The organism is Candidatus Polarisedimenticolaceae bacterium (assembly GCA_036376135.1).
Classification (GTDB): Bacteria; Acidobacteriota; Polarisedimenticolia; order Polarisedimenticolales; family DASRJG01; genus DASVAW01.
Genome location: DASVAW010000059.1, coordinates 1 through 26339, shown reverse-complemented (window position 1 = coordinate 26339; position 26339 = coordinate 1). Strand labels below are relative to the sequence as shown.

At 68.8% G+C, this 26339-nt stretch carries 26 protein-coding genes, 3 tRNA genes and 1 other RNA gene; 14 read left to right on the top strand and 16 right to left on the bottom strand.

All coding sequences use genetic code 11. The features are described 5' to 3' along the window. Positions 1 to 12 precede the first annotated feature (12 nt). The 9 genes from VF139_05720 to VF139_05680 all read right to left on the bottom strand — a co-directional run bounded on the left by VF139_05720 (position 13) and on the right by VF139_05680 (position 4893). The gene (locus tag VF139_05720; GenBank protein ID HEX6850885.1) at positions 13 to 597 is read right to left on the bottom strand and encodes a gliding-motility protein MglA; all 585 of its coding nucleotides are present in this window, start codon (positions 595 to 597) and stop codon (positions 13 to 15) included. A 30-nt stretch (positions 598 to 627) separates the two neighbouring features. Beyond that, a complete protein-coding gene (locus VF139_05715) occupies positions 628 to 1119 on the bottom strand; it encodes a roadblock/LC7 domain-containing protein (GenBank protein ID HEX6850884.1) in 492 nt (163 codons plus the stop codon). A 90-nt stretch (positions 1120 to 1209) separates the two neighbouring features. Beyond that, the gene (gene recR / locus VF139_05710) at positions 1210 to 1809 is read right to left on the bottom strand and encodes a recombination mediator RecR (protein HEX6850883.1); all 600 of its coding nucleotides are present in this window, start codon (positions 1807 to 1809) and stop codon (positions 1210 to 1212) included. A gap of 7 nt (positions 1810 to 1816) precedes the next feature. After that, the gene (locus tag VF139_05705) at positions 1817 to 2116 is read right to left on the bottom strand and encodes a YbaB/EbfC family nucleoid-associated protein (protein HEX6850882.1); all 300 of its coding nucleotides are present in this window, start codon (positions 2114 to 2116) and stop codon (positions 1817 to 1819) included. After that, positions 2113 to 3897 (bottom strand): DNA polymerase III subunit gamma/tau, encoded by a 1785-nt coding sequence (dnaX, locus tag VF139_05700; protein ID HEX6850881.1) that lies wholly within the window; start codon positions 3895 to 3897, stop codon positions 2113 to 2115. The genes VF139_05705 and dnaX overlap by 4 nt, the downstream gene beginning before the upstream one ends. Positions 3898 to 3920: 23 nt before the next feature. Continuing rightward, positions 3921 to 4020, bottom strand: an RNA gene (gene ffs / locus VF139_05695) — signal recognition particle sRNA small type. 30 nt (positions 4021 to 4050) lie between these two features. Next, positions 4051 to 4140: transfer RNA gene (locus VF139_05690), tRNA-Ser, on the bottom strand. 46 nt (positions 4141 to 4186) lie between these two features. Beyond that, positions 4187 to 4279, bottom strand: a tRNA-Ser gene (locus VF139_05685). A gap of 537 nt (positions 4280 to 4816) precedes the next feature. Further along, positions 4817 to 4893 (bottom strand) — tRNA-Arg (locus VF139_05680). Between the two features lie 225 nt (positions 4894 to 5118). On the opposite strand from VF139_05680, the gene VF139_05675 reads away from it, so the two are divergent. Then, positions 5119 to 5736, top strand: coding sequence for a response regulator (locus VF139_05675; protein HEX6850880.1), 618 nt, complete (start codon positions 5119 to 5121; stop codon positions 5734 to 5736). Here the strand turns inward: VF139_05675 and VF139_05670 are convergent. Next, positions 5699 to 6634, bottom strand: a complete 936-nt coding sequence (locus VF139_05670) for a hypothetical protein (GenBank protein ID HEX6850879.1) — start codon at positions 6632 to 6634, stop codon at positions 5699 to 5701. The genes VF139_05675 and VF139_05670 overlap by 38 nt on opposite strands. A 401-nt stretch (positions 6635 to 7035) precedes the next feature. Between VF139_05670 and VF139_05665 the strand changes: the two genes are divergently transcribed. Genes VF139_05665 through VF139_05640 form a run of 6 tightly spaced genes read left to right on the top strand, consistent with a single transcriptional unit; the run spans position 7036 to position 14177 of the window. Further along, positions 7036 to 7677, top strand: coding sequence for a polysaccharide biosynthesis/export family protein (locus VF139_05665; GenBank protein HEX6850878.1), 642 nt, complete (start codon positions 7036 to 7038; stop codon positions 7675 to 7677). After that, complete coding sequence (locus VF139_05660; protein HEX6850877.1) at positions 7667 to 8923, top strand: hypothetical protein; 1257 nt, start codon at positions 7667 to 7669, stop codon at positions 8921 to 8923. Before VF139_05665 ends, VF139_05660 begins: the two co-directional genes overlap by 11 nt. Next, complete coding sequence (locus VF139_05655) at positions 8920 to 10431, top strand: GNVR domain-containing protein (protein ID HEX6850876.1); 1512 nt, start codon at positions 8920 to 8922, stop codon at positions 10429 to 10431. The genes VF139_05660 and VF139_05655 overlap by 4 nt, the downstream gene beginning before the upstream one ends. 10 nt (positions 10432 to 10441) lie before the next feature. Then, the gene (locus tag VF139_05650) at positions 10442 to 11224 is read left to right on the top strand and encodes a CpsD/CapB family tyrosine-protein kinase (protein ID HEX6850875.1); all 783 of its coding nucleotides are present in this window, start codon (positions 10442 to 10444) and stop codon (positions 11222 to 11224) included. Then, on the top strand, positions 11221 to 12249 hold the full coding sequence (gene yvcK, locus VF139_05645; protein HEX6850874.1) for a uridine diphosphate-N-acetylglucosamine-binding protein YvcK: 1029 nt from the start codon (positions 11221 to 11223) through the stop codon (positions 12247 to 12249). The genes VF139_05650 and yvcK overlap by 4 nt, the downstream gene beginning before the upstream one ends. 32 nt (positions 12250 to 12281) lie before the next feature. Next, positions 12282 to 14177 (top strand): nucleoside-diphosphate sugar epimerase/dehydratase, encoded by a 1896-nt coding sequence (locus VF139_05640; protein HEX6850873.1) that lies wholly within the window; start codon positions 12282 to 12284, stop codon positions 14175 to 14177. Positions 14178 to 14185: 8 nt separating this feature from the next. Here VF139_05640 and VF139_05635 read toward each other — a convergent pair whose 3' ends face one another. Then, positions 14186 to 15367 carry a nucleotidyltransferase family protein gene (locus tag VF139_05635; GenBank protein HEX6850872.1) on the bottom strand — a complete coding sequence of 394 codons (1182 nt, stop codon included), beginning with the start codon at positions 15365 to 15367 and terminating at the stop codon, positions 14186 to 14188. 58 nt (positions 15368 to 15425) lie between these two features. Between VF139_05635 and VF139_05630 the strand changes: the two genes are divergently transcribed. Together VF139_05630 and VF139_05625 are read left to right on the top strand one after the other, a co-directional pair. Next, positions 15426 to 15644 carry a helix-turn-helix domain-containing protein gene (locus VF139_05630; GenBank protein HEX6850871.1) on the top strand — a complete coding sequence of 73 codons (219 nt, stop codon included), beginning with the start codon at positions 15426 to 15428 and terminating at the stop codon, positions 15642 to 15644. A 30-nt stretch (positions 15645 to 15674) separates the two neighbouring features. After that, the gene (locus VF139_05625; GenBank protein ID HEX6850870.1) at positions 15675 to 15953 is read left to right on the top strand and encodes an acyl carrier protein; all 279 of its coding nucleotides are present in this window, start codon (positions 15675 to 15677) and stop codon (positions 15951 to 15953) included. Here VF139_05625 and VF139_05620 read toward each other — a convergent pair. Then, positions 15940 to 16947, bottom strand: coding sequence for a polysaccharide deacetylase family protein (locus VF139_05620; GenBank protein ID HEX6850869.1), 1008 nt, complete (start codon positions 16945 to 16947; stop codon positions 15940 to 15942). The two genes, VF139_05625 and VF139_05620, sit on opposite strands and share 14 nt — an antisense overlap. Positions 16948 to 17030: 83 nt before the next feature. Between VF139_05620 and VF139_05615 the strand changes: the two genes are divergently transcribed. From VF139_05615 to VF139_05595, 5 genes are all read left to right on the top strand, one after another. Further along, positions 17031 to 17651: a DapH/DapD/GlmU-related protein gene (locus VF139_05615; protein HEX6850868.1), complete on the top strand. Its 621-nt coding sequence runs from the start codon at positions 17031 to 17033 to the stop codon at positions 17649 to 17651. A 21-nt stretch (positions 17652 to 17672) separates the two neighbouring features. Then, positions 17673 to 18539 (top strand): CocE/NonD family hydrolase, encoded by an 867-nt coding sequence (locus VF139_05610; GenBank protein ID HEX6850867.1) that lies wholly within the window; start codon positions 17673 to 17675, stop codon positions 18537 to 18539. 71 nt (positions 18540 to 18610) lie between these two features. Then, positions 18611 to 19510, top strand: a complete 900-nt coding sequence (locus tag VF139_05605; protein ID HEX6850866.1) for a hypothetical protein — start codon at positions 18611 to 18613, stop codon at positions 19508 to 19510. 15 nt (positions 19511 to 19525) lie between these two features. Beyond that, positions 19526 to 20656 (top strand): DegT/DnrJ/EryC1/StrS family aminotransferase, encoded by a 1131-nt coding sequence (locus VF139_05600; GenBank protein HEX6850865.1) that lies wholly within the window; start codon positions 19526 to 19528, stop codon positions 20654 to 20656. A 28-nt stretch (positions 20657 to 20684) separates the two neighbouring features. Then, a complete protein-coding gene (locus VF139_05595) occupies positions 20685 to 21812 on the top strand; it encodes a glycosyltransferase (GenBank protein ID HEX6850864.1) in 1128 nt (375 codons plus the stop codon). Here the strand turns inward: VF139_05595 and VF139_05590 are convergent. The 4 genes from VF139_05590 to VF139_05575 all read right to left on the bottom strand — a co-directional run bounded on the left by VF139_05590 (position 21791) and on the right by VF139_05575 (position 25878). Continuing rightward, positions 21791 to 22849 (bottom strand): GNAT family N-acetyltransferase, encoded by a 1059-nt coding sequence (locus VF139_05590; GenBank protein ID HEX6850863.1) that lies wholly within the window; start codon positions 22847 to 22849, stop codon positions 21791 to 21793. The genes VF139_05595 and VF139_05590 overlap by 22 nt on opposite strands. Then, on the bottom strand, positions 22846 to 23475 hold the full coding sequence (locus VF139_05585; protein ID HEX6850862.1) for a sugar transferase: 630 nt from the start codon (positions 23473 to 23475) through the stop codon (positions 22846 to 22848). The genes VF139_05590 and VF139_05585 overlap by 4 nt, the downstream gene beginning before the upstream one ends. Continuing rightward, a complete protein-coding gene (locus tag VF139_05580) occupies positions 23472 to 24698 on the bottom strand; it encodes a glycosyltransferase family 4 protein (protein ID HEX6850861.1) in 1227 nt (408 codons plus the stop codon). The genes VF139_05585 and VF139_05580 overlap by 4 nt, the downstream gene beginning before the upstream one ends. A gap of 91 nt (positions 24699 to 24789) precedes the next feature. After that, positions 24790 to 25878 carry a glycosyltransferase family 4 protein gene (locus tag VF139_05575; GenBank protein ID HEX6850860.1) on the bottom strand — a complete coding sequence of 363 codons (1089 nt, stop codon included), beginning with the start codon at positions 25876 to 25878 and terminating at the stop codon, positions 24790 to 24792. Between the last annotated feature and the right edge of the window lie 461 nt (positions 25879 to 26339).

Sequence of the window (26339 nt, the reverse complement as noted above, 5' to 3'; positions counted from 1 at the left end):
TGTCAAGGCAGGTCAGCGGCTCTTCAGGTTGACCAGGACCTGCTTGACCACGGCCTTCAGCGTGTCGAAAACGCCGATCCCTTTGAAGGCTACGGCCTCGAACACCGGTTCGTCCCCCCTGCGGAGAGCCTTGGCCATGGCGTCCACCGGCACCGCCGTCGGGAGGTCGCGCTTGTTCAGCTGGAGGACGTAGGGGATCGATCCGACGTCGTAGCCGTGCTCGCGGAGGTTGTAGGCGAGGTTCCGGATCGACTCGACGTTGGCGTCCATCCGGGCCTCCTGCGAGTCCGCCACGAACACGACGCCGTCGACGCCCTTGAGGATCAGCTTGCGTGACGCGTCGTAGAAGACCTGGCCCGGAACCGTGTAGAGGTGGAACCGGGTCCGGAACCCGCGGATCGAGCCCAGCTCGATCGGCAGGAAGTCGAAGAAGAGGGTGCGATCCGTCTCCGTGGCGAGCGAGATCAGCTTGCCTTTCGCCTGGGGGTTGGTCTTGTCGTAGATGAACTGGATGTTCGTCGTCTTCCCGCACAGGCCGGGACCGTAGTACACGATCTTGCAGTTGATCTCTCGGGCCGCGTAGTTGATGAACGTCATCGTGACACCGGTCCGGCCACGGCCGAACGGTCAGTTGAACAGCGCGTCGATGTCCTCGTCGGTGATCTCGGTGAACGGGGAGTGCGACCCGCCTCCGGGGCGCTGCGACATCGACCGCGCCACGACCTCCTCGAGCACGGCGCCGATCTCGCCCGTGGCCTTCTTGACGCGCAGCCTGACCAGCCCCAGGGACGACCGCTCGTCGAACAGGACGACCAGGATGGCGCGGCCCCCAACGACGTTGATGTGGAGGTTGTCGTGCTCCCCCTCGTGGAACAGGATCGAGAACTCCCGTTCGCCGAGGAGCTTGGCCAAGCCGTCCGTCGCGGCGACGTTCCCCGCCGTGAGCGAGGCGAGCGAGGTGGGGTCGAGACCCGCGACGTCGCCGGCGCTGGCGATCTGCTGGCCGTTCTTGTCGATCAGGAACACGACTTTGGCATTCGCCTCCACTCGAAGCTTCTCGAGTACGGAGGTGAATCGCGCGTGGTCGGACTCGAGCAGGACGAGATCGGTTACGGGCAAGCCCACACCAGCCCCCGGGGTCGTCGGACGACGGCGCTAATCTAGGGACCGGGGGCGGGGTTGGCAAGAGCCCAGCGACCCCGAACCGCCTCAGTACTCCCTCCGGCCCTCCAGCGCGCGCCGCAACGTCAGGTCGTCGGTGAACTCCAGCGAAGCGCCCGCCGGCAACCCCTGCGCGAGACGGCTGACCCCGACGCCGAGCGGCTTGAGCAGACGCGCCAGGTAGACCGCGGTGGCCTCCCCCTCGACGCTCGGGCTCGTCGCGAGGATGACCTCACGGACGCCCTCCGAGCCGACTCGATCGAGCAACTCGCGAACGTGGAGGTCGTCCGGACCGACGTCGCGCAAGGGGGAGAGCGCGCCGCCGAGCACGTGATAACGGCCGCGGAAACCCGCGGCCCTCTCGAAGACGGCGACGTCGGTGGCGTGCTCGACGACACACAACGACGTGCCGTCGCGACGGGGGTCGGCGCAAACCGGGCAGAGCTCGGCGTCCCCGACGTTGAAGCAGCGCGCGCAGAAGCGGATGCGTTCGCGCAGCTCGGCGATCGCCTCGGCGAGCGCCCGGGCGTCGGAGGCCGGTGCGTCGAGCAGGTGGAACGCGAGCCGCTGCGCGGTCTTCCGTCCGATTCCGGGCAGCTTCGCCAGCTCGACGATGACCCGTTCGAGCGGGGCGGCGAACGTGCTCATGGCCGGCCTAACCCATGCCGGGGAGCTTGAAACCGCCGGCGAGCCCCTCGGTCATGCGCTGGATCTCCGCGTCCACCTTCCGGCTGGCCTCGTTGACCGCCGCGAGCACGAGATCCTGGACGAGACCGGGATCGTCGGGGGTGATCGCGTCGGGGGAGAGCCGGAGCGAGGTCAGGTACTTCTTGCCGTTCATCCGGGCGACGACGACGCCTCCGCCCGACGACGCTTCGACCTCGAGCGCGTCGATGTCCTGCTGCAGCCGGGCCTGCGCCTTCTGCAGGTCCTTCATCATCTTCGCGATGTTCATGCGTTCTCCTCGCCCGCGCCCGGGAGGTCCTCGCCGAGCGAAGGCTCGGCGCGAGGGAGCTCGAGGGGGCGGACGTCGACGATCTGGGCACCGAATTCCCGGAGCAGGCGCTGGATCGACGGATCGCGCCGGGCGCCGTCGAACAGCTGCTGGCGGGTGGGGGCGGGGTCCGACGAAGTCTCGTCCGGGCTGACCGTCGGACTCGCCGCCGGACCCGCCGTGGCACTCGCGGAGGCCGGAACGGCCGCCGCAACATCCCCGCTCTCGAAGCGCAGCCCGAGGCTCGAGCCGAACACCTCCACGGCGAGTTGCCGGACGAAGGCGACCGTGTCGTCGCGCTCGAACATCCGGCGGACCGCCTCCGCGCCGGGGGAGAAGGCGACCACGACGTCGTCGCCCTCGAGCCGGAGCGTCGCCGCCTCCTCCAACATCGCCTCGAGCATCGGACGCCGCGCGCGCAGCGCCTCGACGAGATCTTCCACACGCCTGGGGCCGCCGGGCTTGCTCGGCGGCGGGGCCGCGGGCCCGGCCGGGGGTTTCGGCGGAGGCTTGGGATCGGGCGGAGCGGGAGCCGGGCGGGGGACGAAGGGCGTCCCGGGGGTCGGGGACGGGGTCGGCCTTCCCCCAGACGGGGCGGCGCCGCCGGGAGGGTCGTCGCCGCGCAGCTCGGCCAGCAGATCCTCGACGCTCCGCAGGTCCCCCAGGGTCGCCAGGCGCAGCAGGCAGGCCTCGAACACGAACCGGGGCTGCGAAGCTCCCCGCAACGCAGGCTCGAGGTCCAGCAGGATCTGCAAGGCCCGGACGCGGTCGTCGGTCGACCAGCCGCCGGCGGCGTCGGCGATCGCCCGACTCTCGTCGGCGGGGCGTGCAAGAAGCTCCCCCCCGTCGGGGGTGACCGACAACACCGCGAGATCGCGCGCCACCGAGACGAACTCGGCCCAGAACTGGAGGAGGTCGTGACCGGCCCGGATCACCTCGTCGAAGGTCCGGAGCGCCCCCGCGGCGTCGCGGGCGACGAGCGCGGACACGAGCCCGGCGAGCACCTCGGTCTTGACCGAGCCGAGAAGCGAGAAGGCGTCCTCATCCGCGATCTCGCTGCCGCAGAACGCGAGCACGCGCTCGAGCACCGAGAGCGCGTCGCGGACGGAACCTTCGCCCGCCCGGGCGACGCGGTCGAGCGTCTTCTCCGAAACGACGATCTTCTCTGCGTCGCACACCTTCCGGAGGTGCGCGGCGACCTCGCGCGGCGGGACACGGCGGAACTCGAAAGTCTGGCAGCGCGAGAGGATCGTCGGCAGGACCTTGTGCAGCTCGGTCGTGGCGAGCACGAACACGACTCGCGGCGGCGGCTCCTCGAGGGTCTTCAGGAGCGCGTTGAACGCGCTCTTGGAGAGCATGTGCACCTCGTCGACGATGAGGACCTTGTATCGGTCCCGCGCCGGGGCGTAGACCACGACCTCCTGCAGCTCACGGATGTCGTCGACGCCGGTTCGGGACGCCGCGTCGATCTCGAGAACGTCGAGCGCGCGCCCCTCCGCGATCTCGAGGCAGGGGACGCACGTGCCGCACGGGTTCGCGGTCGGGCCCTTCTCGCAGTTCAGACTCTTCGCGAGAATCCGTGCGACGGTGGTCTTTCCGGTGCCGCGCACGCCGGCGAAGAGGTAGGCGTGAGCGATCCGGCCTGCGCCGAAGGCGTTGCGCAGCGTCCGCGCGACGTGGTCCTGGCCGATGAGCTCGTCCAGCCCCCGAGGCCGCCACTTTCGCGCGAGAACCTGATACACGGCGTCGCCCCCGGAAATGGGAAGGGGCCCAAGTGGACCTGCGGCACCTGCAGCGGTCCGCTTACCGTTGCTCCCTTCCGGGCCTGGCGGGGTTCGCGGCGTTGCAGTGCACAGGGCTCGGGCCCCGCAATCTCGATCGCATCATCGTCCCGCTGGCGGAGAGAGAGGGATTCGAACCCTCGGTACGGTTTCCCGTACACACGCTTTCCAAGCGTGCACCTTCAGCCACTCGGTCATCTCTCCGAAAGGCGGAACCCCGTCGTCCACGCGGCATCAACCGGAGTGCTGGTGGCGGAGAGGGTGGGATTCGAACCCACGTGCCTGGTCACCCAGACAAAGCGCTTTCGAGGCGCCCCCGTTACGGCCACTTCGGTACCTCTCCGCATCCGACTCCGGAACGAATTGCTTCCCCGCGACGCGACGCTCCCTGAAGAACTCCAGCAGCAAGTCGGCCGCCTTCTCCGCGAGCACCCCGCCGACGGCTTCGAACCGGTGATTGAAGTCGGCCCCGAGCTCCTCGAGCGCGGCCAGCCGGCCCACCGCGCCGACCTTCAGATCCGACGCACCGAACACCAGTCTCGCCACCCTTGCGTGCATGGCAGAACCGAGGCACATGAGGCACGGTTCGACGGTGCAGTAAAGCGTCGCTCCGACGAGCCGGTAGTTCCCGACGGAGCGGGCGGCGTCGCGCAGCGCGAGCACCTCCGCGTGCGCCGTCGGGTCCGTCAAGGCCAGCGATGCGTTGTGGCCGCGTCCGACGATCCGGCCGTCGAGGACGACGACCGCCCCGACGGGGACCTCACCGGCGGCTCGGGCCAGCACGGCTTCGTCCAAGGCGACGTGCATGAACCGTTCGTGCTCGTGCATGCGCCCCTCGACGAAACAACCGCGATCGGATCCACCCGGGAAGCCCGGAAGGTGGTCGGACCGGAGGGATTCGAACCCCCGACCTACTGGTTCGTAGCCAGTCGCTCTATCCAACTGAGCTACGGTCCGGCCTGTGGACCCGGAACGCGGTTTCCCGTGTGACCCGGCTGAAAAAAAGACGCCGAATCCTAGCCTTGCCGGCCGGGGGTTGTCAAACCCGGGACCCCCGTTCCCCCTCCGCGCCGCCGTGTAGTTGCATCCGAAGAGCCGGGACTTATATTCGGGGGCGGGCACGAAAGCGCCGACTACGGCGAAAGTCGAAGGATTTCGACGCGATAGGAGCGGGTCATGGCCGTGCAGAGCGATAGCGGACGCCGTTTCTTCACCACCTCGGAAGTCGCCCGGTACTGCGCCGTGACGAACGACGGCGTGCTCAAGTGGATCAAGTCGGGGAAACTCCAGGCGTTCTCGACTCCGGGCGGTCACTACCGCGTGAGCTCCGAGGACTTCCGGGAGTTCCTCGAGAAGTACGACATCCCGATCGACGAGAACTTCTTCTCCGGGCAGCAGCGACCCCGAACCGTGCTCGTCGTCGACGACGAACAGGACATCCGCGAGATCGTCCGACGGGTGCTTCGAGAGATGGAGCCGAGCCTCCGGATCGAGGAGGCCTCCGACGGCTACGAGGCGGGGATCAAGATCGGATCGCTCCAGCCCGACCTGGTCGTCTTGGACGTGATGATGCCTCGCGTGGACGGGATCTCCCTGTGCCGCTCCATTCGTGAGAATCCGGAGACGCGGGGGATCAAGGTGCTCGCCATCACGGCGTTCCCGGAGCATGACGCCTTCCGGAAGATGTACGACGCCGGTGCGGACTTGTGCCTGATGAAGCCGCTGCAGTTCGACCACTTCCGGCTGGAAGTGCTGCGGCTGCTCAACGAGGCGCAGCGCGGCCAGGCGGTCGCGGGCTGATTCCCCCGCAGAGACGTTCGATAAGCCGAAGCGTCTCCTCGAGCCGGCCCGGGACGAGGGCGTAGCAGCGGGCATCCCGGATCCTGGCCGCCAGGTCCACCGCCAGCTCCGCTTCGCGCCCGTCGTAGACGGCACCGAGTCGGCTTCCGGGCCCTCGATTGACCATTTCCTGGGCAAGCTCGATGGCCGCCTGGAACCGGCCGATGGACGCCACGCGAGGCTCGCGGTCAAAATCGGGGGATGTGTCCGCGACCTTGGCCCAACCTCGCAGGCCCTTCGGCCTCGTCTCGATCCAGGCTCCGACCGCCGCGGGATCGTTCGCCTCGATCCTCCATTGCCTTCCGTCGGGCGACCGTCGGAGGGTTCGCACCCCGGTGACGTTCGTCAGCGCGGACGGAAGGCGACGACGGCCTTCCGTGAACGCGAGCTCGACCGTACGGAGGCGGCGAACGCGATGCAAGTCCGCGTCGGGGCGCAGGAGCAGGACAATCCCGACCCCTCGGCAAGGGACCGCCGGCCCGAGCCAACGATCCGGGTCGATCGTCCATTCGTCGCGCCCGCGCAGCCGCGCGGCGCGGCGCGCCCGCTTCCTTGCGCTCGCGTCGAGGAGCTTGCGGGAGCCCGTCCGGAGATGGACGCCGCGACGCACCGGCTCCACTCTCCCGGTTCGACGGTCGACCAAGACCAGGTCGTCGGCGAGGAACTGGAATCCTCGCAGCGCCAGATGGATCGCCAACGTGGTCTTTCCGAACCCCGACGGTCCGGAGATGAGGACCGCCGTGCCGTTCCGCCCGACGCCGGCGGCGTGCAGTGCGAACGCGTCGTCGAGCCGGGAGAAGACATCCTCGAGCAGCCGCTGGTGAAAGAAGAGCGGATCCGTCGGGCGCGGCAGATCCATGGTTCGGTCAGGGCCGGTCAGCATGGAACCCGTCCCGCGACGCTCGAGCGTGTACTTCAGAAGTCCCCGAGGAGCCGGGGCACGTTTGCCCCAATGGGCGATCAGCAGCCGCCTCAGGCGGGGTGGGATGCCCGAGAGGCGAACCTCGAACCCCGCAATCGACGCCGTCGCCGGAGCGAAAGTGGGGCGACGAGATGGAGGAGCGTTGGTGGTCATTCTGGAAGCTCGCGCCTCCGGCCTAGAATTTCTCTAGGTGGTCGGGATTCGCGTTCTTGGGTGTCGAATCCATTTCGAACTCGTTCACGTGTGTTCGGACTTTATCCCTTGACACGCCTCTCGCCTAGCTGTATCCGTCCTTTCGGCTCGTCGGGAAGACCTTAGCGTAGAGGATCAGCGAACGTATGCAACTCGCGAAAGCGTGTGTCCCGTCGGGTAACTATATCGATCGGCTAGGCCATCGAATTGTTGCATTAGCTCTGGCGATCGTCGTGATACTCCCTGCGGCCTCGTCCGGGAGGGTTCTGGCGGCCGATCCGGAGAACAAGACCGACCCGGGTGCTCCCGATTACGTCCTCGGAGTGGAGGATCGCCTCTCCATCTCGGTCTGGCGTGAACTCGACATGGTCCAAACCGTGGTCGTCAGGCCGGACGGCAAGATCACCTTTCCACTGGTCGGTGACCTTCAGGCCGCCGGCAGGACCGCCAGGCAGCTCGACGAAGAACTGACGCAGAAGCTGGCCGTTTTCATACGCGAGCCCGTGGTGACGGTCATCGTTGCCGAGATCAACGCCTTCAAGGTGTTCGTCCTCGGCGAAGTCGTGACCCAGGGCGCGTTGACGCTTCGCCGGCCGACGCGCCTACTCGAGGCGATCGCGCAGCAGGGCGGGTTGACCCCGTACGCGGACAAGTCGAAGCTCGTGATCCTCCGCCAGGAGGATGGCCGCGAGGCTCGAATCGTGATCGACTACCGGAAGGTGCTGAGCGGCGACCGGCCCGACCAGAACATCTTCCTCAAGCCCGGAGACACCATCATTGCGAACTGACCGGTTCCTCGCCCAGGTCTGCATGGTCGCCGCCGCCTCGTGCGCGTCGGCGCCGTACGGCCTCGCGGCCGACGTCGAGTTCAACCCGACGGTGGACTTCAATGTGTTCTACGACGGGAACACCCGGGGGGTGGGCGAGGACGCGCCGCCGCCGCAAGAACCGCCTCCGGATCCTCCGACGGACCCGACGTCGACGGACGATCCTTCGGCGATCGTCGGCGGCATCGGCGTGACGCTGCCGTGGACCGTAAGGACGCCGTCGACCACGTTCGCCGTCTCCTACCGCCCGCGACGGGAGATCTACGGCGACGAGGAACGACCGGATTTCACGTCGCACGCGCTCGAAACGTCGGTCGGCCGTACCGTCAGTCCACGCGCCTCGTATTCGGTCGCGGCGCGTTACGATCGGACCGACCGGCAGGAGCTCGACCCGCGCCGCCCGCCGGACGAACTGGTCGACCCGCGGACCTACACGCTGCGTCGGACCTTCGAGTCGGGCGGCTTGAGCGGGTCGGGGAGCTTCTCCGCGGGGCGTAGCTCCAGTCTCGACTGGAGGGTCGGGGTCCGTTGGGAGCGAGGCGAGGACCTCCCCGAATCTCCGTATCAAGACTCGGAAGCCTACAATGCAGGGTTCGGCTGGGCGCACGACTATTCCCCGCAGGGGAGCGCCGGGATCGGCCTCCTGGTGCAGCACTTCACCTACGAGGCTTCCGAGACGTTCCCCGACGTCGACGTCGTCTCGCTCGGCCACACGGGAACGCGCCGCTTCAGCCGGGACGGGAGCCTGATCTACGCGGTCGGCGCTCTTCGCAGCGACAACGGCGGCGTGACCAACACCGCGGGGAGCGTCAACGTCACCGCGAACTGGGTGCTCGGGCCCCGGTCGTCCATCACCGCGGGCGTTCGGCAAGGAGCTTCGGCGGGGGACGGCACATCCGGCGCCACTCTGGACCGCGGCGGTTACGCGTCGTGGTCCTACACGGCCCCCCGCGGATTCAGCGCGAGCGTGGCGGCGACCTATTGGGACCGCCGGAACCTCAACGATCCGTCCGCGGCCTCGGCGCTGCCGGCCGCGTTCACCTTCTCGGATGCCCTCTCGTGGCGGGTCGGGCGGTTCTTCCGCATCGGCGTGTTCCACACGTTCCACAGCCAGAGCTCGGACGAGGCGGCGCTCGAGACCAACTACCACTCCGCCGGGCTCCACGGGAGCTGGATCGTGCGTGGGGAGAGGAGGGCCGGCGCTTGAGCGGGCTTCCGATCAAGACCTTGCTCGACGCCGCGTGGCGGCGGAAGTGGTGGATCCTGGTTCCGCCGATCGTCGGGCTGCTCGTGTCGACCGTGCTGCTCCAGCGGGCGCCCAAGGTCTACCGCGCCGCGACGACCGTGCTCGTCGTACCCCAGCGGGTCCCGGAGACGTTCGTGCGTACGACGGTCACCGCGGGCCTGGTCGAGCGTCTCTCGAGCATCCAGGTGCAGATTCTCGGCCCGAGTTACCTCGATCGTGTGCTGAAGGACCTCCGGATCGTCGGGGCGAATGCCACCGACGAGGAGGTCGAGCGGGCTCGGGCGCATTTGCGCGCAAACGTCCAGGTCACCCCCGACACGCGTCGCGGAACCTATTTCCAGATCGCGGTCAAGAACTCGGATCCGAAGATCGCGGCCGCCGCGGCCAACATGCTCGCGGACCTGTTCATCGCCCAGAACAGCCTCCTTCGGACGGAGCAGGCGTCCACGACCCGCGCGCAAACCGAGAAGTGGCTGGCCGAGAAGAAGAAACAGCTCGACGACATCGACGCTCGCCTCGCCACGTACCGGCGCGAGCATTACGGGGAGCTCCCCGACCAGCAGGCCACGAACCTCCAACTGATCGCCGTGGCGCAGCAGCGCCTGACCCAGATCGATGACGGGATCCGGAACCGAGAGGCGCGGATCGCCATGCTCCAGTCCCAGCTGCAGACGATGGAGTCGATCAACGCGGCCGCGGGGCTCCCCACCACCGGCGTCGATCCGAACCTGCAGCGCCTGGCACTGCTGGAGCAAGAGCTCACGCAACTCAAGCTCCGCTACGCGGACGTTCACCCGGATGTCCGTGCGAAAGCGGCCCAGCTCGAGGAGTTCAAGAAGACGCTCGCATCGTCGGGAGGGGCGGCGGCCGACGCCGAAGGCGGCGCGGGCGGCAACCTCGCTTCCGCGCCGATTCGCGCGGAGCTTCGTCAACTGAACACGGAGATCACGCGCCTGCACGGCGAGCGCGAGCAGGTCAACGCGCGCATCGATCAGATCACCGGGCGGGTCCGCAACACTCCGCTGCGCGAACAGGAGTTGTCGCAGCTGACGCGCGATTACAACAACCTGCAGCAGGAGTACCAGACCCTGCTGCGCAACCGGGACGAGGCCACGCGTGCGGAGCAGCTCGAGGCGGCCAACCAGTCGGAGCACTTCCGCGTGCAGGACCGCGCCGGCGTGCCCAGCGTTCCCTTCAGCCCCCAGCCGCTGCAGCTGATCCTGATGGGGCTTCTCGGCGGACTGGCCGTCGGCGTCGGGATCGCGTTCGGGCTGGAGCAGTTCGACCAGTCCATGCGTACCGAGGAGGCGTTCCGGAGCGCGTTCCCCGACGTGCCGCTGCTCGGGACCGTTCCCAACCTCCTGGCCGAGACCAAACCCACGCCGGGCCGGCGTACGAAGCTCCGGAAGAGCGCCGCCGTCCTGATCGCGATCGGCGTTGCGGGACTCGCCGCCGCCGGTTGGCTCTGAGGGGGCGACCGTGAAGCCGAACAACCCCGTCACCGAAGGCGTGCCGCTGGCCTCGATCATCCCGAGGAAACTGACGGAGGCCCCGGAGCTCGTCATGGCCCATCGGCCGAAGGAAGCGGTCGCAGAGCGCTACCGTCGTCTCCGGTCGAAGCTCGAGATCAGCCGGGAAGAGGCGGGGACCGCGGCGAAGGTCATCCTCGTGACGAGTTCGGTGCCCGACGAGGGCAAGACCACGACGGCGATCAACCTCGCGCTCGCGTTCGCCGAGGAACGCCAGCGCTCGACGTTGCTCGTCGACCTCGACCTTCGCCGTCCATCGGTCGGCCGGTACCTGACGCCGCCGCCGAGCCTGGGGCTGAGCGAGATGCTCGGCGACGGCGTGGGGCTCGACCACGCGATCATCCCGCTCAAGCCGGGCCGCCTGCACGTGTTGCCGGCCGGCCGGCCGGCCTCGAACCCGACCGAGCTGCTGCGTTCGGCGGCGCTCGGCGCGACGATCGAGGAGCTGAGGCGCCGGTTCGACTGGGTCATCATCGACACGCCCCCGTGCGTCCCGTTCTCCGACGCCACCGTCCTGCAGCCGCTCGTCGACGGCACGCTGCTCGTCGTGCGGGCGGGGGCCACCGCCAGGGCGACGGTCGAGCGTGCGCTGGAGTCCCTCGAGGCGGGCCCCTTGCTCGGCGTCGTGCTGAACGACGTCGTGGCGACGCCGGTCGATCGTTACTACTACCGCTACGACGACTACGACCCGTATCGCTACGCGGACGACGCGTCACGAGGCACCACGAAGTGAGAAGCACCCTGCGCGTCACCGTGGTCGGCGGTGGGAACGGCATTTCGGCCGTTCTCCGCGGCCTCGCCCGCGAGTCGCGCGAGGGGCGCGCCCTCGAGATCTCCGCCGTCGTCGCGACCGCGGACGACGGGGGATCGTCCGGGCGCATCCGGCGGGAGCGCGGGGGATTGCCGGTCGGAGACTTCCGGAACTGCCTTCTGGCGCTGGCGCCGGACCCCTCCCCGCTTGCGAAGCTCTTCGCCCACCGCTATCTCGGGACCGGAGAGCTCGCCGGACATGCGGTAGGAAACCTGATGCTCGCGGCGCTTGCGGAGCAGGAGGGCTGCCACCTGCGGGGCCTGGAGGTGGCGGGGCGGCTGCTCGGCTGCGCGGGGCGGGTTCTCCCGGCGACGACGGTCCCCCTCGCGCTGCATGCCGAGTTGGAGGACGGCAGCCTCCTGAACGGCGAGTCGAGCATCGGTCGTTCCGAGCGGTCCGTGCGGCGGGTCTGGCTCGAGCCGTCCGACGCCTCGGCGCCGGAGGAATCGGTGTCCGCCATCCGCGAGGCCGACCTGCTGGTGATCGGCCCCGGCAGCCTCTATACGAGCCTGCTCTCCGTGCTCTGTGTCGGCGACCTCGCCCGCGCGCTGCGTGAAACGGCGGCGATCCGCGTCCTGGTCTCCAACCTGATGACCCAGCCCGGCGAGACCTCGGGGATGCGGCTCAACGCCCACCTCGACGCCATCGACGCCCATCTCGGCGCCGGGATGGTCGACGCGGTGCTGGCCCACGGCCCTGCCGTCGAGCCGTGGCGGCTGGCGCCGTACGCCGCCGAGGGTTCCGAGCCCGTGCTCGAGCCTCTCCGATCCGGCCGGCGCGAGCGCCTGGTGGTCGCCGAACTCGCGACGGGCTCAGGGAAGATCCGTCACGACGCCGCCCGGACCGCGGCCGCCGTGTTGGCGCTCGCTCCGAGTCCGAAGACATCCCGAGCCGCGAAGCCGTCCGTCGTCGCGTCCACGATTCGTCAAGAGGTGACGTCCCGATGACCCCCGCTCCCCGCCTCCGGACCGTAGCGCCGGTGATCGCGAAGATGGCCGCCGATGCGGGCATCTTCGCGTTCGCGTACGTCCTGGCGTATCTGGCGCGGCTGGACGGATTTCCCGAGCCGTACCGCCGCACGTTGTTGCTTACGCTCCCGGCCGTGGTGGCGACGAAGCTCCTCGTCCACGCCTACTTCGGTTCGTACCGGACGATCTGGCGATACGCGAGCCTGCGGGACCTCCAGTTCCTCGGACACTCGGCGCTCGTGTCCTGCGCCGCGATCATCACGGTGGGGTTCTTCCTCCCCGACTCGATGCAGCTGCCGCGCTCCGTGCCGTTCATCGACCTCGCGATCGCCGTCCTGCTCGCGGGGGCCGCGCGGCTGTCCGTGCGCATCTTCCACGAGGCTTCCTACGCGGGCGGCCGGGCGACGGTCGCGGCCCAGTTCCTCGGCACGCGCCCGCGGCGCAAATCGCGCCGCGTGCTGGTCGTCGGGGCCGGGGACGGCGGCGAGATGATCGTCCGCGAGATGTTCCGCAACCAGCGCATGGACTACAACCCGGTCGCCTTCGTCGACGACAACCCCCTGAAGCAGGGGCAGCGGATCCACGGGGTGCCGGTGCTCGGCCGCACGCTCGACATCCCTCGGCTGGTCGCCGCGCACGACGTGAAGGAGATCCTGATCGCGATTCCCTCGGCCCGCGGCCGCGACGTGCGGACGATCGTCGAGGTCTGCCGGAACACGCCCGCGACGTTCAAGATCCTCCCCGACCTCAGCCGCATCCAGGACGGCAAGGTCGAGCTCGGCGACCTCCGCAGCGTGGAAGTCGAGGACCTGCTCGGGCGCGACGTCGCCACGCTCGACCACTCGATGATCGCCGCCTACGTCCGCGGCAAGCGGGTGCTCGTCACCGGCGCCGGGGGGTCGATCGGCTCCGAGCTCTGCCGTCAGATCCTGAAGTTCGGGCCCGCCGAGATCCAGCTGTTCGGCCGCGGCGAGAACAGCATCTACGAGATCCACAACGAGCTCAGTCGCCAGGCCGGATTTACCCGCCTCGTCCAGGTGATCGGCGACGTCATCAACAAGAAGAAGCTCGAGGGGATCTTCGCGATGTACCGGCCGCAGCTCGTCTTCCACGCCGGGGCGGACAAACACGTCCCGCTGATGGAGATGAACCCCGACGAGGCGGTGTTCAACAACGTCGTGGGGACCAAGAACGTGCTGGAGGTCTCCGACGCCTATCGCGTCGAGCGCGTCGTGTGCATCTCGACGGACAAGGCGGTGAATCCGACGAGCGTCATGGGTTGCTGCAAGCGGGTCGCGGAGCTTCTGATCCGTTCCAACATGTACCAGCACACCGTCGCCTGCGCCGTCCGATTCGGCAACGTGCTCGGCAGCCGTGGGTCGGTGATCCCCCATTTCAAGCGACAGATCGCCCAGGGCGGGCCGATCACCGTGACGCACCGGGACATTCGCCGGTACTTCATGACGATCCCCGAGGCGGCCGGTCTCGTCATCCAGGCCGGCGCCATGGGGCGCGGCGGCGAGATCTTCGTACTCGACATGGGCGAACCGGTGCGCATCTGGGATCTCGCCGAGAACATGATCCGGCTGGCCGGCCTCGAGCCCGGGCGCGACGTCGAGGTCCGGGAGGTCGGCCTCCGCCCCGGCGAGAAGCTCGACGAGGAACTGAACTACCACACCGAACCCCTCGAACCGACGACGCACCCCAAGATCACGTGCGTCCGCGGGGACGGCACCGACCCGCTCAAGCTCCTCTCGGAGATCAAGATCCTGACCGACAAGGCCCTGCGCATGGACTTCGCGGGGATCCGCGCGGGCCTGCGCCGCATCGTTCCGGAGTACGCACCGAACGAGGAGCCGGAACCGATGCCGGTGCCGATGATCTCGTTCCGGGGAGAGTCGTCGTGAGCCGCCGTCTAGCCGCGAGGACCGCTCCCGCCGTCGAGCAGACGCGCGCCGAAGACCAAGGCGACGCGTGCCGCGGAACCGGCGCGGCGGAGAGTCGCGAGCGTGGAACCGAGCGGATCGGCCTTGAAGCTCGGGGCGTCGCCCTCGTCGAAGACGTCCTCCGCGGTGGGGAACACGTACTGTGCCGCGGCGCGGATTCCCGCGCGGGCGTTCGGGGAGCACCACCACCGAACCCACTGCCGCTCGCCGGCTCGGCGTGGAGCCGTGGAAAGCAGCGCGTCCGGGAGGCGGGCCGCCGAAAGGCAACGAACCGTGAGCCGATTCGGTCGGACGCGGTCCAACAGATCGGACGGAAGGGTTGCACCCGCGAGATCGCCGGCGAGGGCGGCGAGCAACCACGTCGGCGTTCGGAGGCCCTGCAGCCGGGCTCGTTCGGCAAGCTCGGCCTCGTCGAAGGCGCCGCAACGGGCGAGCTTCGCCGCGTCCACGACGCGCCGCAGCTCGAGGAAACCGTCCTTGGCGGCCTGGCAGGCGGCGTGAAGGACCTGATCGCCGTCCGACGGGACGCGCAGGCGGGTACCTTCGGCGTCGATGGTGCGGCTCCGTTGGCGGAAACCGGCCAGGTCGAATCGGAATGCGCTGGTCGGCCGCGTCAGATCCCAATGCAGCTCGACGCGGACCCCCGCGGCGGAAACGAGCACCCGATGGAAATGATGCCGGTCGTATTGGGCGGCGCTGGCTCGCGCGTGGCGGGACGTCGTGTATCCGGCGGCCTCCACGACGCGCGCGGCGTCCGTGAGGCGCTCTTTCGGAACCAAGATGTCGAGGTCGCCGAAGTACCGGTCGCCCGGATCCGAATAGGCGGTATGGGCCAGGGCGGCGCCCTTCAGGACGATGGGCTCGCACCCTGCGGCCTCGAGGCCGATCACCAGTCGGGCGAGCTCGAGACGGAGCAGCGCGCTCCGAAGGCGGAGGCGGCGGGCGGACTCGATCAACGCCTCCCGGTGCGGATCGAGGGCCCCGCCCGCGTCTCTCAGCCCGCGCTCGGCGAGAGGCTGGAGCCGGTGGGCGGCCAGCAGCCTCGAAGCGTCATCCCAATCGACCCCGTGCGCGTGTCGGATCTCGGCGCCGTTCACGACGGCCCGCAACAGGCGGCGCAGGGGCTCAACGGTATCTTCGTGAGTGACCACGGTAGCGTTGATTATCGCACGCCGATCGCGTGCCTCGGTGGGGTCGGGAGGTAGGGCCGTGGGAGTCACCAAGGAATTGCGCGAAGCGCCCGTCGAACGAGAGGAGTTCCTGACGACCGAGGAGGTGCGGCACCTCCTGAAGATCGGTCGGACGAAGCTCTGGGAACTCACCAAGAACAACGTCATCCCCGCGTACCGCATCGGCGTCGGTACGCGGTCGTCGCTGCGTTACAAGCGCTCGGACCTCATGCGTTGGCTCGACGCGAACCGAGTCTGAGCGTCCCCTCGCGTTCTCATCGGAGACCATGTGAGTCAACAGATCGAAGAGACCATCCGCAGATTCGTGGCCGAGCAGTTCTTTGTGCCCGGAGGCCCGCCGGCGGTCGGTCTCGAGCAGTCCTTTCTGGAGAGCCGACTGATGGACTCCACCGGAGTGCTCGAGTTCGTCGCGTTTCTCGAGCAGACCTTCGCGATCCAAGTCGAGGACGACGAGCTCACCCCCGAGAACCTGGACTCGGTGCGCTTGACGGCCGAATACGTCCGCCGGAAGCGCAGCGCCGTCGCCACCGGAGCTAACGAGGCGTGACCCGCTCCAGGATCCTGAAGAGGAGCCGCTCTTGAGTGCCCGCGTTGATGCCGAGCCGTCGGATCGCGTAGGCGTCGGACTGCCTCGTCACGAGCCCGTCGAGCGAGGTCGCCGCGGTCGCGTAGCCCGCGTGCCGCACCAGTTCGCGGATCGTCGGGTTCTCGTGCCTGCCGCTCCCCGGGTTGGGATAGGAGAAGTGACGGACGGGTCGGCCCAGGATGGACTCCAACTCGTCCTTGGAGTCGCGGATCTCGCGCTCGGCCTCGTCTACGGGGACGGCTGTGAGCAGGGGGTGGCTCACGGTGTGCGCTCCGACGGTAATCCCCGCGGCGTCGAGTTCCCGCAATTGAGCTGCGTTCATCATGACCGGCTCGGGTTCGCCGTGGGGCGCCCCAAGCCACGTCGCGATCCGGGAGAGCGCCGATTCCCGTTCGATTCGGGGCAATCCGCGCAGCCACCGGGTGATCGGCCGGGCCGCGGCGGCGCGTTCCTCGGGGGTCTCCGCCGGGACCGGGATCGGCGCGGGGCAGCGACCACGCGCGCCGTTCGAGTCATGCAACATCCTTCGCAGGCGCATGGTCCAGATGGGAGGCCCGGGGTGCACCGCGCCGGACACGACGTAGATCGTCGCGGTGGCGCCGAACTCCGAAAGGACGGGGAGCGCCCCGATCAAGTTGTCGAGGTACCCGTCGTCGAACGTGAGGACGACGCCGGGGCGCGTTCCCGGTGCGCGTCCCTCGCGGGCCCGCCGGACCGCCTCGTCGAGGTCGATCACCGCGTAACGCGACGTCAGGAAGCCGACGTGTTCGCGGAACCGCTGCGCCGTCAGACTGATTCCGGGCGAAACGTACGACGCGACCCGTTCCGGCTCGCCGATCGCGTGGTAGCGGAGCACGAGCGAGGCCCGGCGATCGGCCTGCAGGCGCACCGCTGCCGCGCCGTATCGCAGGAACAGCCGTGTCGCGGCGATGGCCCGTCGAGCCGCGGACGCCATGAATCCTCACCCCCTTCCGTCGAATCCTACCATCGCGCATTTCTCGCCCGGCCCGTGCGGCGCGCTGACGAGGCCGTTCCACGATGAACCCCAAGGCCACGATCCACCCGAACGTGAGGCTCGGCGCCGACGTGAAGATCGGCGACTACGTGATCCTCGGTGAGCCTCCTGCCGGTCGCACGCCGGGCGAACTCGAGACGGTGATCGGCGACGGCGCGGTCATTCGCTCCCACACCGTCATCTACGCGGGGAATCGGATCGGAGCGGGTTTCCAGACCGGCCATCACGTGCTGATCCGCGAGGAGAACGCGATCGGACGCGACGTCAGCATCGGAACGGGCTCGGTCGTCGAGCACCACGTCGTCATCGAGGACGGCGTCCGGATCCACTCGCAGGCCTTCATTCCGGAGATGTCGATCCTGCGTCGCGGTTGCTGGATCGGTCCCCGGGTGTGCGTCACCAACGCGAGATACCCGCGGTCGAGGAACGTGAAGCACGAGCTTCTCGGTGCGGACGTCGGTGCGGAGGCGAAGGTCGGGGCGAACGCGACGCTTCTTCCGGGCGTGCGCATCGGCGAACGGGCGCTCGTCGGGGCCGGTTCGGTCGTGGTCCGTCACGTGCCCGACGACGCCGTCGTGGTGGGGAACCCCGCCCGGCAGATCAACACCGTGGACCGGCTTCCCTACGGCGAGCCGGGTCGCTAGGGCGGGCGAGGAGCCATCGTCGTGGCGTGGTCGTCGTTTGCCGAGGTCGCGGGAGTGCGGGAGATCCCGCTCTTCTTCGGAGCGCCGGGGCGCCGCAAGTTCGCGATCGTGCACGAGCCACCGGGCGACACCCTTCCGGCGCCTCCACTCGTCCTCTGCCACCCCCACTTCGAGGAGAAACTCTGGGCTCACCGGGTCCTCGTGGACCTGGCGCGTCGCGTCGCCGCCGCGGGCCACGTCGTCGTGCGGTTCGATCTCTCGGGGCACGGCGACAGCGAGGGGGAGTTCGAGGAGTTCGGTTTCGAAGATCTGGAGCGCGACGTCGTCGAGGCGACCGAATGGACCGAGGGACGCACGGGACGAAAGCCGGTCCTCGCCGGGCTGCGCCTCGGCGGGACACTCGCGGGGAGGGCCGCCGCCCGGCTGGGGCTCCCGGCCGTACTCTGGGAGCCCGTCGTGGACGTCGCGTCGTGGCTTCGCGAGTGCCTGCGCATCAACCTGACCTTCCAGGTGCGACTCCACGGAAGGGTCCAGCGGAATCGCGATGCGTTGGTGCAGGGGCTGCTGCGGGACGAAGCGGTCGTGATCGAAGGGTACGGGCTGACCGGTCGATTCTGGCGAGAGGCGACCGCGTCGGGAGGCCTGGGCGATGGCGCCTTTCCCGGGAGTTGTCCGGAGGCGCTGGTCGTGGAGCTTCGAAAGGGCTCTGCCGACGCCGCCACGCCCGTGAAGGCCCTCGCCGATCGGGGGGGGCCGCGCACGCGCATCGCGTATCGGAGGTTTGACGAGGAGCCGTTCTGGAACGACGTGCGGCGCTACCGGACCGCGTCCCCGGATGCGGCGGAGGCGACGGTTCGGTGGCTCGACGAGTTGGGACGCCTCCGATGATCGCGCCGGATCCCGCGCCCCTCGCGGAAACGCCCGTTGTTCTCGATATCGCGGGGGATCCGAGCTTCGCGATGCTCCACGCCCCGGACGGTCCACGGCGCCGCAGGGTCGGCATTCTCCTGCTGAATCCCGGTCTCAAGAGCCGCGTCGCCCCGAACCGGCTGAACGTGCGCCTCGCGCGTCGCCTGGCGGGAAACGGGTACTGGGTCCTGCGGGTGGACCCACCCGGAATCGGGGACAGCGTCGGGGAACTTCCGGAGCAGCCGCTCGTCGATCTCTGGCAGACCGTGCAGAAAGGGTGCTTCGTCGACTGCGTGCGAACGGCCGCGGCCGAGTTCCGACGAACCTGCCGACTGGACGAGGTCGTCGGCATGGGGAACTGCGGCGGGGCGATCAGCGTGCTGCTCGAGGCGGGGGAGGACGCGGATGTCCGCCGCCTCGTCCTCATCGACGTTCCCGTCACCTTGCGAGACGCGAGTGAGGGGGGCGGCCCGCGGATCACTGGAAAGGCGCATTCCAGGAGGATCCTCCGCGCGTATCTGCGGCGGGCCAAGGACTGGCGCGCGTGGCTCAACCTCCTGAGTCTCCGCACGGATTTCTCGACGCTCAAGCGGGCCGCGGCGGCGAACCTCGCTGTCGCACCGGCGGGCGACGGGACCGCAGGGGGCGCGGCGCCGGGCGCGGCTGCGGCGGGCGAGGTCTTGAACCCGATGTTCGTGGAAGCCCTCGGGGCGTTCCACCGACGGGGCGGCCGGGCCCTCTTCGTGACCGCCGCGAACGACGCGAGCACGTTCGCGTTCGACGAGCACTTCGGTCGGCACCATCTCGCGCCGGGAGGCGAGTACGCCTCACGCCACGCGCGAGTCAGCATTCCGGACTCCAATCACATCTACGGCATGCCGCCGTGGAGGGAGATGCTGATACGCGTGGTGGAGGAGTGGCTGGCCACGGACGACGGATCGCGCGACTAGATTCCGGAGGAACCCATGCCCGCGACGACGAAGAAGGTCCCGTTTCTCGACCTCAAGGCCCAGTACCTCGCGATCCGCCCCGAGATCGACGCCGCGGTGGCGCGGGTGATCGGGAATACCTCGTTCATCCTCGGCCCCGAGGTGGAGGCCTTCGAGCGTGAGTTCGCGGCGTACAGCGGCTTCCGGCACGTGGTCGGCGTCGCGAACGGGACGGACGCCCTCGTCCTGATCATGCGTGCGATGGGTCTTGCGCCCGGCTTCGAAGCGGTCGCTCCCGCGCACACCTTCATGGCGACGACCGAGGCGGTCACCCAGGCGGGCGGGCGACCGACGCTCTGCGACGTCGACGCCACCACGTTCTGCATGACGGCGGAGACGCTCGAGCGGGCATGGACGCCCGCGACGCGCGTGGTTCTTCCGGTTCCGATCTACGGCAATCCCGCCGGTCTCGACGGCGTCCTCGACGCCGCCCGGCGTCGCGGCGTCGCCACGATCGTGGACTGTGCGCAGGGGCACGGTGTGCGCGTGAACGGCCGCCGCCTCGGGGAGCTCGCGGACGTCGCGTCCTATTCGTTCTTCCCCGGCAAGAACCTGGGGGCCTACGGGGATGCAGGGGCCGTCGCGACGAACGACGACGCCCTCGCCGCGAAGGTCCGAATGTGGCGGAACCACGGACGGGAGGGGAAGTTCGACCACCAATTCGAAGGGGTGAACAGCCGCCTCGACGCGCTGCAGGCCGCGATCCTGAGGGCGAAACTGCCGCACCTGACCGACTGGTCCGCGGGGAGGCGTCGCGTCGCCCGGCTGTACCGGGAGGCCCTGTCCGGAATCCCAGGACTGCGGCTCCCGGAGGAGACGGAAGGCGCGGAACACGTGTACCACGTCTACGTGGTTCGGGTCGCCGACCGTGAGGGCGTTCGCGCGGCGCTCGAGGAGCGCGGTGTGGCCACCGGGGTGCACTACCCGCTGCCCGTCCATCTGCTCCCCGCGTACGCGTACCTCGGCCTGAGGCGGGGGTCGTTCCCGACGGCGGAGGCGATCTGCGACACGATCCTCTCCCTCCCGATGTTCCCGGAAATGACCGCCGAGGACGTGCACTACGTGGCGGACGCGCTGCGTGGGGTGCTCGAGGGGCGCGCGGCTTGAGTTCCTCCGGCCGCAACTCGGCGCGTCGATGAGCCGGAAGCGCATCCGCCTGGCGCTCTTCATCGGCTCGCTCGGCGGCGGGGGCGCGCAGCGGCACGTCTCTCTCCTGGCTCCTCGGTTGGACCGTTCGCGATTCGACGTCCTCGTCCTCTGCCGCGAACGTCGTGGCGAATACCTCCGGGAGCTCGAGGATGCAGGGATCGAGGTCGTCGAGATCGCTTCTCGGGGGCCGCTCTACGGCCCGTCCTCCCTTCGAGCGGTCGTCCGCCTCGCGCGGCTCGTGCGCGAACGGCGCATTGACGTCCTTCATAGCCTGCTTTTCGAGTGCAATGTCCAGGCGATCCTGGCGACGCGCCTGAGCCGGGGAACGCTCGTGGTCGCGGGGCTCCGGAACATGGACGACAAGTACTCGAGTCTGAGGATGAGTCTCTACGTCGCGGTATTGCGACTTGCCGACCGGATCGTGGCGGTGAGCGATCCGGTCAAGGAACGATTCGCCGAGCGGGGCGTTCCGTCGGAGCGAATCGAGGTCGTCGAGAACGGCATCGAGCTCGAGTCGCCGCGCGGCGGTGCTTCGCTCGAAACGGCGGAGCAGGCGCTGGGGGGGCGCCTGCCCGGCCGCCCGATCGTGGTGACGCTCGCGAGCCTCCATCCCCGGAAGGGCCTCGACCATCTCTTGCGCGCGGCGAAGCAGGTCGTGACGGCGTTCCCGGGCACGCATTTCCTGATCTGCGGAGAGGGACCGGAGCGCGCGAGGTTGGAGTCCCTGAGAGCCGAGCTCGGGTTGCAGTCGGTCGTCCTCCTGCCCGGTGCGGTGCGCGCCGTGCGCGAGGTGCTTGCTTCGTCCGACCTCTTCGTGCTGTCGTCATTGGAGGAGGGGATGTCCAACGCACTGTTGGAGGCTCACGCGGAGGGAATCCCCGCCGTCGTCACGGACGTGGGCGCCAATTCCAGGGTCGTGGAACACGGCGTCACGGGTCTCGTCGTGCCGCCGGCTTCCCCGGAAGCGCTCGCGAACGCGATTCGCTCGATCCTGGCCGCACCGGACACTCGGCGCCGCATGGGTGCCGCTGCCCGTGAACGGATCGGGGCGCACTTCACGCTCGACGCGATGGTGCACCGCATGGAGGCTGCCTACGAGTCGGTCGCGCGGTAGGCGGGGAAGAAGTCGGTCACCGACGTCCTCGCGTCCTCCCGCTGCTCCGTCGTGGCGGCCTGGTAGGCCGATTCGTCGAAGACGAGCCGTTGTGTCCGAAAGCCGATGGTCGAGCGGGAGAACGTCCGCTTGAATCGTTCGATCCCGTCTCCCGCGTGGTATCCACCACCCAGAACCAGACGGGTTGCGCCGCGCCCGGAAAGCAGCTTGATTGCCTCGGTCACCACACCGTTCGTCGGCCGGCACGCAGCGAATTCGGAGAGCGCCCCTCCCAGATAGGAGAACGCGTAGCGGCTGTCGCAGAGGTAGAGGTGGCTGGCGACCGGCCGGCCCGAGAGCCGAGCCGTCACGATGAGCGTGCTGGTCCCCGCGAGTCGCGTCAGGCCGCGAAAGAACTCGAGGTCCAGGCGGTACCGATCCTCGGCGTGACGACGCGTCATCGTGGCCGCGTAGACGCCCGCCAGTCCCTCCACGGCCTCATCGCTGGTCGACGCCGTGAACTCGAGCCCCGAAGCCAGCGCCCGCTTGTAGTTCTTGCGAGCCGAATGGGCGAACTCGGCCCACAAGGCGTCGAATCCTCGGGTCAGATCGAGCCACACGATGTCGCGATCGGATTGGATGTTCGGGCAGTGCTCGAGGAGCGCTTGCACTCCTCCGAACGGGTTCAGGCGGAGAAACGCCGTGAGGATGCCACGGTCCGCCGCGAACCGGCCCAGGGCGTCGTAGAAGCGGCCCAGCACGTCGGCGTCGAAGGAGCCTACCGGCCCGCCGTAGTCCGGCCCCACCGCATCGTGTCGAAATCTCCCCCCGACGCGATCGACGACTCGAGGGGGCAGGTCCCTCACGAGCCACGGCAGCAACGCGCTCTTCGTCCCTTCGCGGTACGTCAGGAGCTCGGCACGGGAGTCGTCCTGCCGGGCCAGGTGGGAGAGCACGTCCGGGTGGTAGAAGGGGTGGGCATCCGGGAGATCGGAGATGGCATCCCACCAGGCCCCGTGATCCTCGGGCGGGATCGCGACGATGGCGCCGTCGGTCACGGTCCGGCCCCTCCGACCGGGGGCTCGCCCTCGGGCGCGTTGAACTCGTCGTCGAGCCCGGCGCCCGGCTCGTACAGCCCCTCCGAACGCAGCATCGCGGCCGGCGTCCGTAGCAGCACGAGCAGGTCCACGGCGAGGTTGCGGTGATCGACGTACCAGACGTCCAGCTCGATGCGTTGCTTCCAGCTGAGGGCGTTGCGTCCGTGGACCTGAGCCCAGCCGGTGAGGCCCGGTCGAACCTCCAGCCGTCGCCGCTCCGAAGGCGTGTACCGAGCGGCTTGGAAGGGGAGCGCCGGCCGGGGTCCGACCACGTTCATGTCGCCCTTCAGCACGTTCAGGAACTGCGGAAGCTCGTCGAGGCTCCAACGTCGGAGCACGCGACCCACTCGCGTGATCCGATCGTCGTTCGGCGCGACGTTCACCCCCAACCCCTTGCGCTCCGCGTCCGTGACCATCGTGCGGAACTTGAGCAGCCGGAAGTTCCGGCCTCCCTGTCCCGCCCGATCCTGTCGGAAGAAGACCGGCCCCGCGTCCTCCAGCTTGATGCAGATTGCGATGAGCGCGGCGAGCGGCGACGCGACGATGACCGCGACGATCGCGATCCCAACACTGAGAACACGGGTCATGCGCGATTCACCGTTCGCTCCAGCAGGCGAACGTACTGCTCGAGAAGGTCGTCCCGCATCAGGTGCCGCCCGACATAGGACCGACCGGACTCACCGATTCGGCGCCGGAGTTCCGGATCGTCGCGAAGTTGGAGCACGGAGCGGCAGAGTCCATCCAGATCACCCGGCGGCACGACGAGCCCTCCGCCCGACGTGCGGAGCAGGTCTTCCTGGTCACCCGCCACGGCTGCGACGACCGGTTTACCGTTGCCCAGGTAGTCGAAGATCTTGTTCTGCAGGCAGATCCTGAAGAAGTCTCCCGGCGGCAGCGTCATGACGCACGCGTCCGCCGCCGAGAGCATCGAGTGGACCTCGTTCTTCGACACCATGGGTTCGAATTGGACGTTCGTGAGCCCCTCACGACGGCACCGTTCCACGTATTCCTGTTTCCGGTTCCCGTCCCCCACGAGCACGAAGCGGATGTCCCCGTGGTCGCGGAGTCGCGAGGCCGCGTCGAGGACCATGGGAAGGTCGTTGTTGGCAACCCCGAAGGAGCCGGTATACATGACGGCGAACTTCCCCTGAAGCCCCAGGCGCTCCCGGATGTCACCGGCCGGCGAAGGAGGCGAAGGAGGCGGCTGGAATCCTTGCGGCACCACGTCGATGCGCGACTCCGGTACTCCTCGGGCGACGAGCAGGCGTTTCATCTCCGGCCCGATCACGATGATGTGGTGGGCGCTGCGGTAGACGAAACGCTCCAGGCGCCTGCCGAGCCCGATCATCAAGGGGTTGGTGAGCATGCCCATCTCGACGGCGACGTCCGGCCAGATATCCCGCACCTCGAGGATGAACGGAACTCGGCGCAGCTTCGCGACGAACCACGCGAGCGGCGCGACGAACATCGGCTGGATGGAGACCATGATCGCGTCGACGTCGCGCTCGCGAAGGGTTGCGCGCATGGCGTACCACACGAAGCTCAGATACGAACGCAGGCGTGCGACGGTCCCGCTCCGGAATCCCGGTGTCGCGTACGTCAGGGTGACGTCGACGTCACCCCAGCGCGTCTCGATGAACTTCGCCCGAGCGAGCTCCGCGTCGAGCGTGGCCGTCAGGTAGTGGACGCCGCATGTCACGACGTGGGCCCGGTGTCCCTCCTTCACGAGCCGCTGGAGGAAATCGAAGATACGGTTCTGGCCGGGCTGATCGGGTCGGGCGATGAACTGGCTGATGAACAGGATCTTCATGAACCGCCAACCCTCCGCAACACGGGCAGGCGCGCAAGGAACGTCCGAGCCTTGGGTCGCACCCCGTGGGTGGATCTTATCGCGTCCCGCCTCAAACGTCCCGACCGCGGGAACGGGCCAATTCCCGGAACGCATCGTGGAACCGGAGCGCGTTCGCGCTCCGCGAGGCGAGCTGGCGAACCAGGACCGGGTTCTTCTCGCGTGCCCACGTTGCGAGCGAAGCGTCGTCCACGGCCCGACGCAGGGCGGCCGCAATGGATGCAGGCGTGACCGGCTCGCGGACGGTGAGTCCGTTCGCCCCGTCACGGACCCACTCCGTGTTCGCCGCGAGATCGTTGACCACGGGCAGCAGCCCCGTCGCCATGGCCTCGAGCAACGAAGCGCTCAAGCCCTCGCTCTTCGGGAAGCTCGCGTAGACGTGGGAATGCCGAAGCCGCTCGGCGAGCTCCACGACCGTCAGGCGTCCGGTGAACGTCACCACGCCGTCCATGCCGAGGCTGGCCGATCGATCGCGCAGTTCCGGAGCCGCCGGACCGTCCCCCACGAACACGAGCCTCGCCTCGAGGCCCTGCGAGCGCGCCAGCGCGAACGCATCGAGAAGGACGCCCGGACGGTAGAACGGATCCAGCGCCCGTGTGGAAACGATGGTGGGGGGGTGCTCGGGCGGTCGATCGGGCACACGGAACAGCTCGGTGTCGATTCCCCTGGGGAGGGTCATGATCCTCGAGTCGGTCGCTCCCAGTGCCCGCGCCGCGCGCGCGAGATGGGGTGCCCAGCACAACACGAGGTCGGCGCGGGACAGGGCGAGCCGCGCGAGAAGCGGGATCGCGAGACGGCGCAGCGCCGAGTCCTGGGCCTCGCGCAGCACATCGCCCCCCGCAGTCGCGACGACGCGCGGGCCGGGCGCGAATGCGGTCAAGACCCCGTACGAACTCGCGTAGTACCCGAGCGTGATGTCGGGGGCGAGCATCCGGTGAAGCCTTCGGAACGCGGGGACGGCGGCGAGGAACGCCGTCCGGCTCAGCCCTCGCGACGCAGCTCCCAAGGAGTGCACGGTGGCGGCCGGGAGGGGCCCGGGGTGCAGCGTCGCGACGTGAACCTCGTCGCCGCAGTTCGCAAGTCCTTCGACCAGAGACGCCGTGTTCGTCGACCTCGCGGAGGCGGCCATCAGGATCTTCATGGCAGCCGCGAGAACCTGCCGATTACAGATCCGGCATTCGGCGGCCTGTGGCGTTCATGGATCCGCGGCTCCATCCGGGGCCCATCCTCGCCCTGCGGGGTCCACCGCCGGCGGGGCCGGTGGCAGTCGTCGAGCCGGAAACCTATCGTTTGGGATCCGCGGAGTGCGAAGCGCTCGCCTCCGACTGGAGATTCGGTCCTCGTGACGAGCACAAACCACGACCTCTCTGGGTTCGACGTTCTTACGCCAGCGGACGGGCGTTGGTCCGGCCTTCTGGCGGAACTGGATCACGACTTCTATCACACCGCGGCGTACGTCGGGTTGGAGGCCCGCCGCCAGGGCGGTGACCCCGTGGCGATCGTGGGATACGCCGACGGCGTGCAGGTGTTCCTGCCCCTGATCCTCAGGCGATTCCCGCTCGACGCGGGATCGTCGCGTGTGATCCTCGACGCGACGTCGCC

Excerpts from the sequence above, each read along its gene's own strand:
- VF139_05720 (HEX6850885.1), bottom strand. The coding sequence starts at position 597 with ATGACGTTCATCAACTACGCGGCCCGAGAGATCAACTGCAAGATCGTG.
- recR (HEX6850883.1), bottom strand. The coding sequence starts at position 1,809 with ATGAGCACGTTCGCCGCCCCGCTCGAACGGGTCATCGTCGAGCTGGCG.
- VF139_05705 (HEX6850882.1), bottom strand. The coding sequence starts at position 2,116 with ATGAACATCGCGAAGATGATGAAGGACCTGCAGAAGGCGCAGGCCCGG.
- VF139_05670 (HEX6850879.1), bottom strand. The coding sequence starts at position 6,634 with ATGGATCTGCCGCGCCCGACGGATCCGCTCTTCTTTCACCAGCGGCTG.
- VF139_05665 (HEX6850878.1), top strand. The coding sequence starts at position 7,036 with ATGCAACTCGCGAAAGCGTGTGTCCCGTCGGGTAACTATATCGATCGG.
- VF139_05620 (HEX6850869.1), bottom strand. The coding sequence starts at position 16,947 with ATGGCGTCCGCGGCTCGACGGGCCATCGCCGCGACACGGCTGTTCCTG.
- VF139_05615 (HEX6850868.1), top strand. The coding sequence starts at position 17,031 with ATGAACCCCAAGGCCACGATCCACCCGAACGTGAGGCTCGGCGCCGAC.
- VF139_05605 (HEX6850866.1), top strand. The coding sequence starts at position 18,611 with ATGCTCCACGCCCCGGACGGTCCACGGCGCCGCAGGGTCGGCATTCTC.
- VF139_05600 (HEX6850865.1), top strand. The coding sequence starts at position 19,526 with ATGCCCGCGACGACGAAGAAGGTCCCGTTTCTCGACCTCAAGGCCCAG.
- VF139_05595 (HEX6850864.1), top strand. The coding sequence starts at position 20,685 with ATGAGCCGGAAGCGCATCCGCCTGGCGCTCTTCATCGGCTCGCTCGGC.
- VF139_05585 (HEX6850862.1), bottom strand. The coding sequence starts at position 23,475 with ATGACCCGTGTTCTCAGTGTTGGGATCGCGATCGTCGCGGTCATCGTC.
- VF139_05580 (HEX6850861.1), bottom strand. The coding sequence starts at position 24,698 with ATGAAGATCCTGTTCATCAGCCAGTTCATCGCCCGACCCGATCAGCCC.
- VF139_05575 (HEX6850860.1), bottom strand. The coding sequence starts at position 25,878 with ATGAAGATCCTGATGGCCGCCTCCGCGAGGTCGACGAACACGGCGTCT.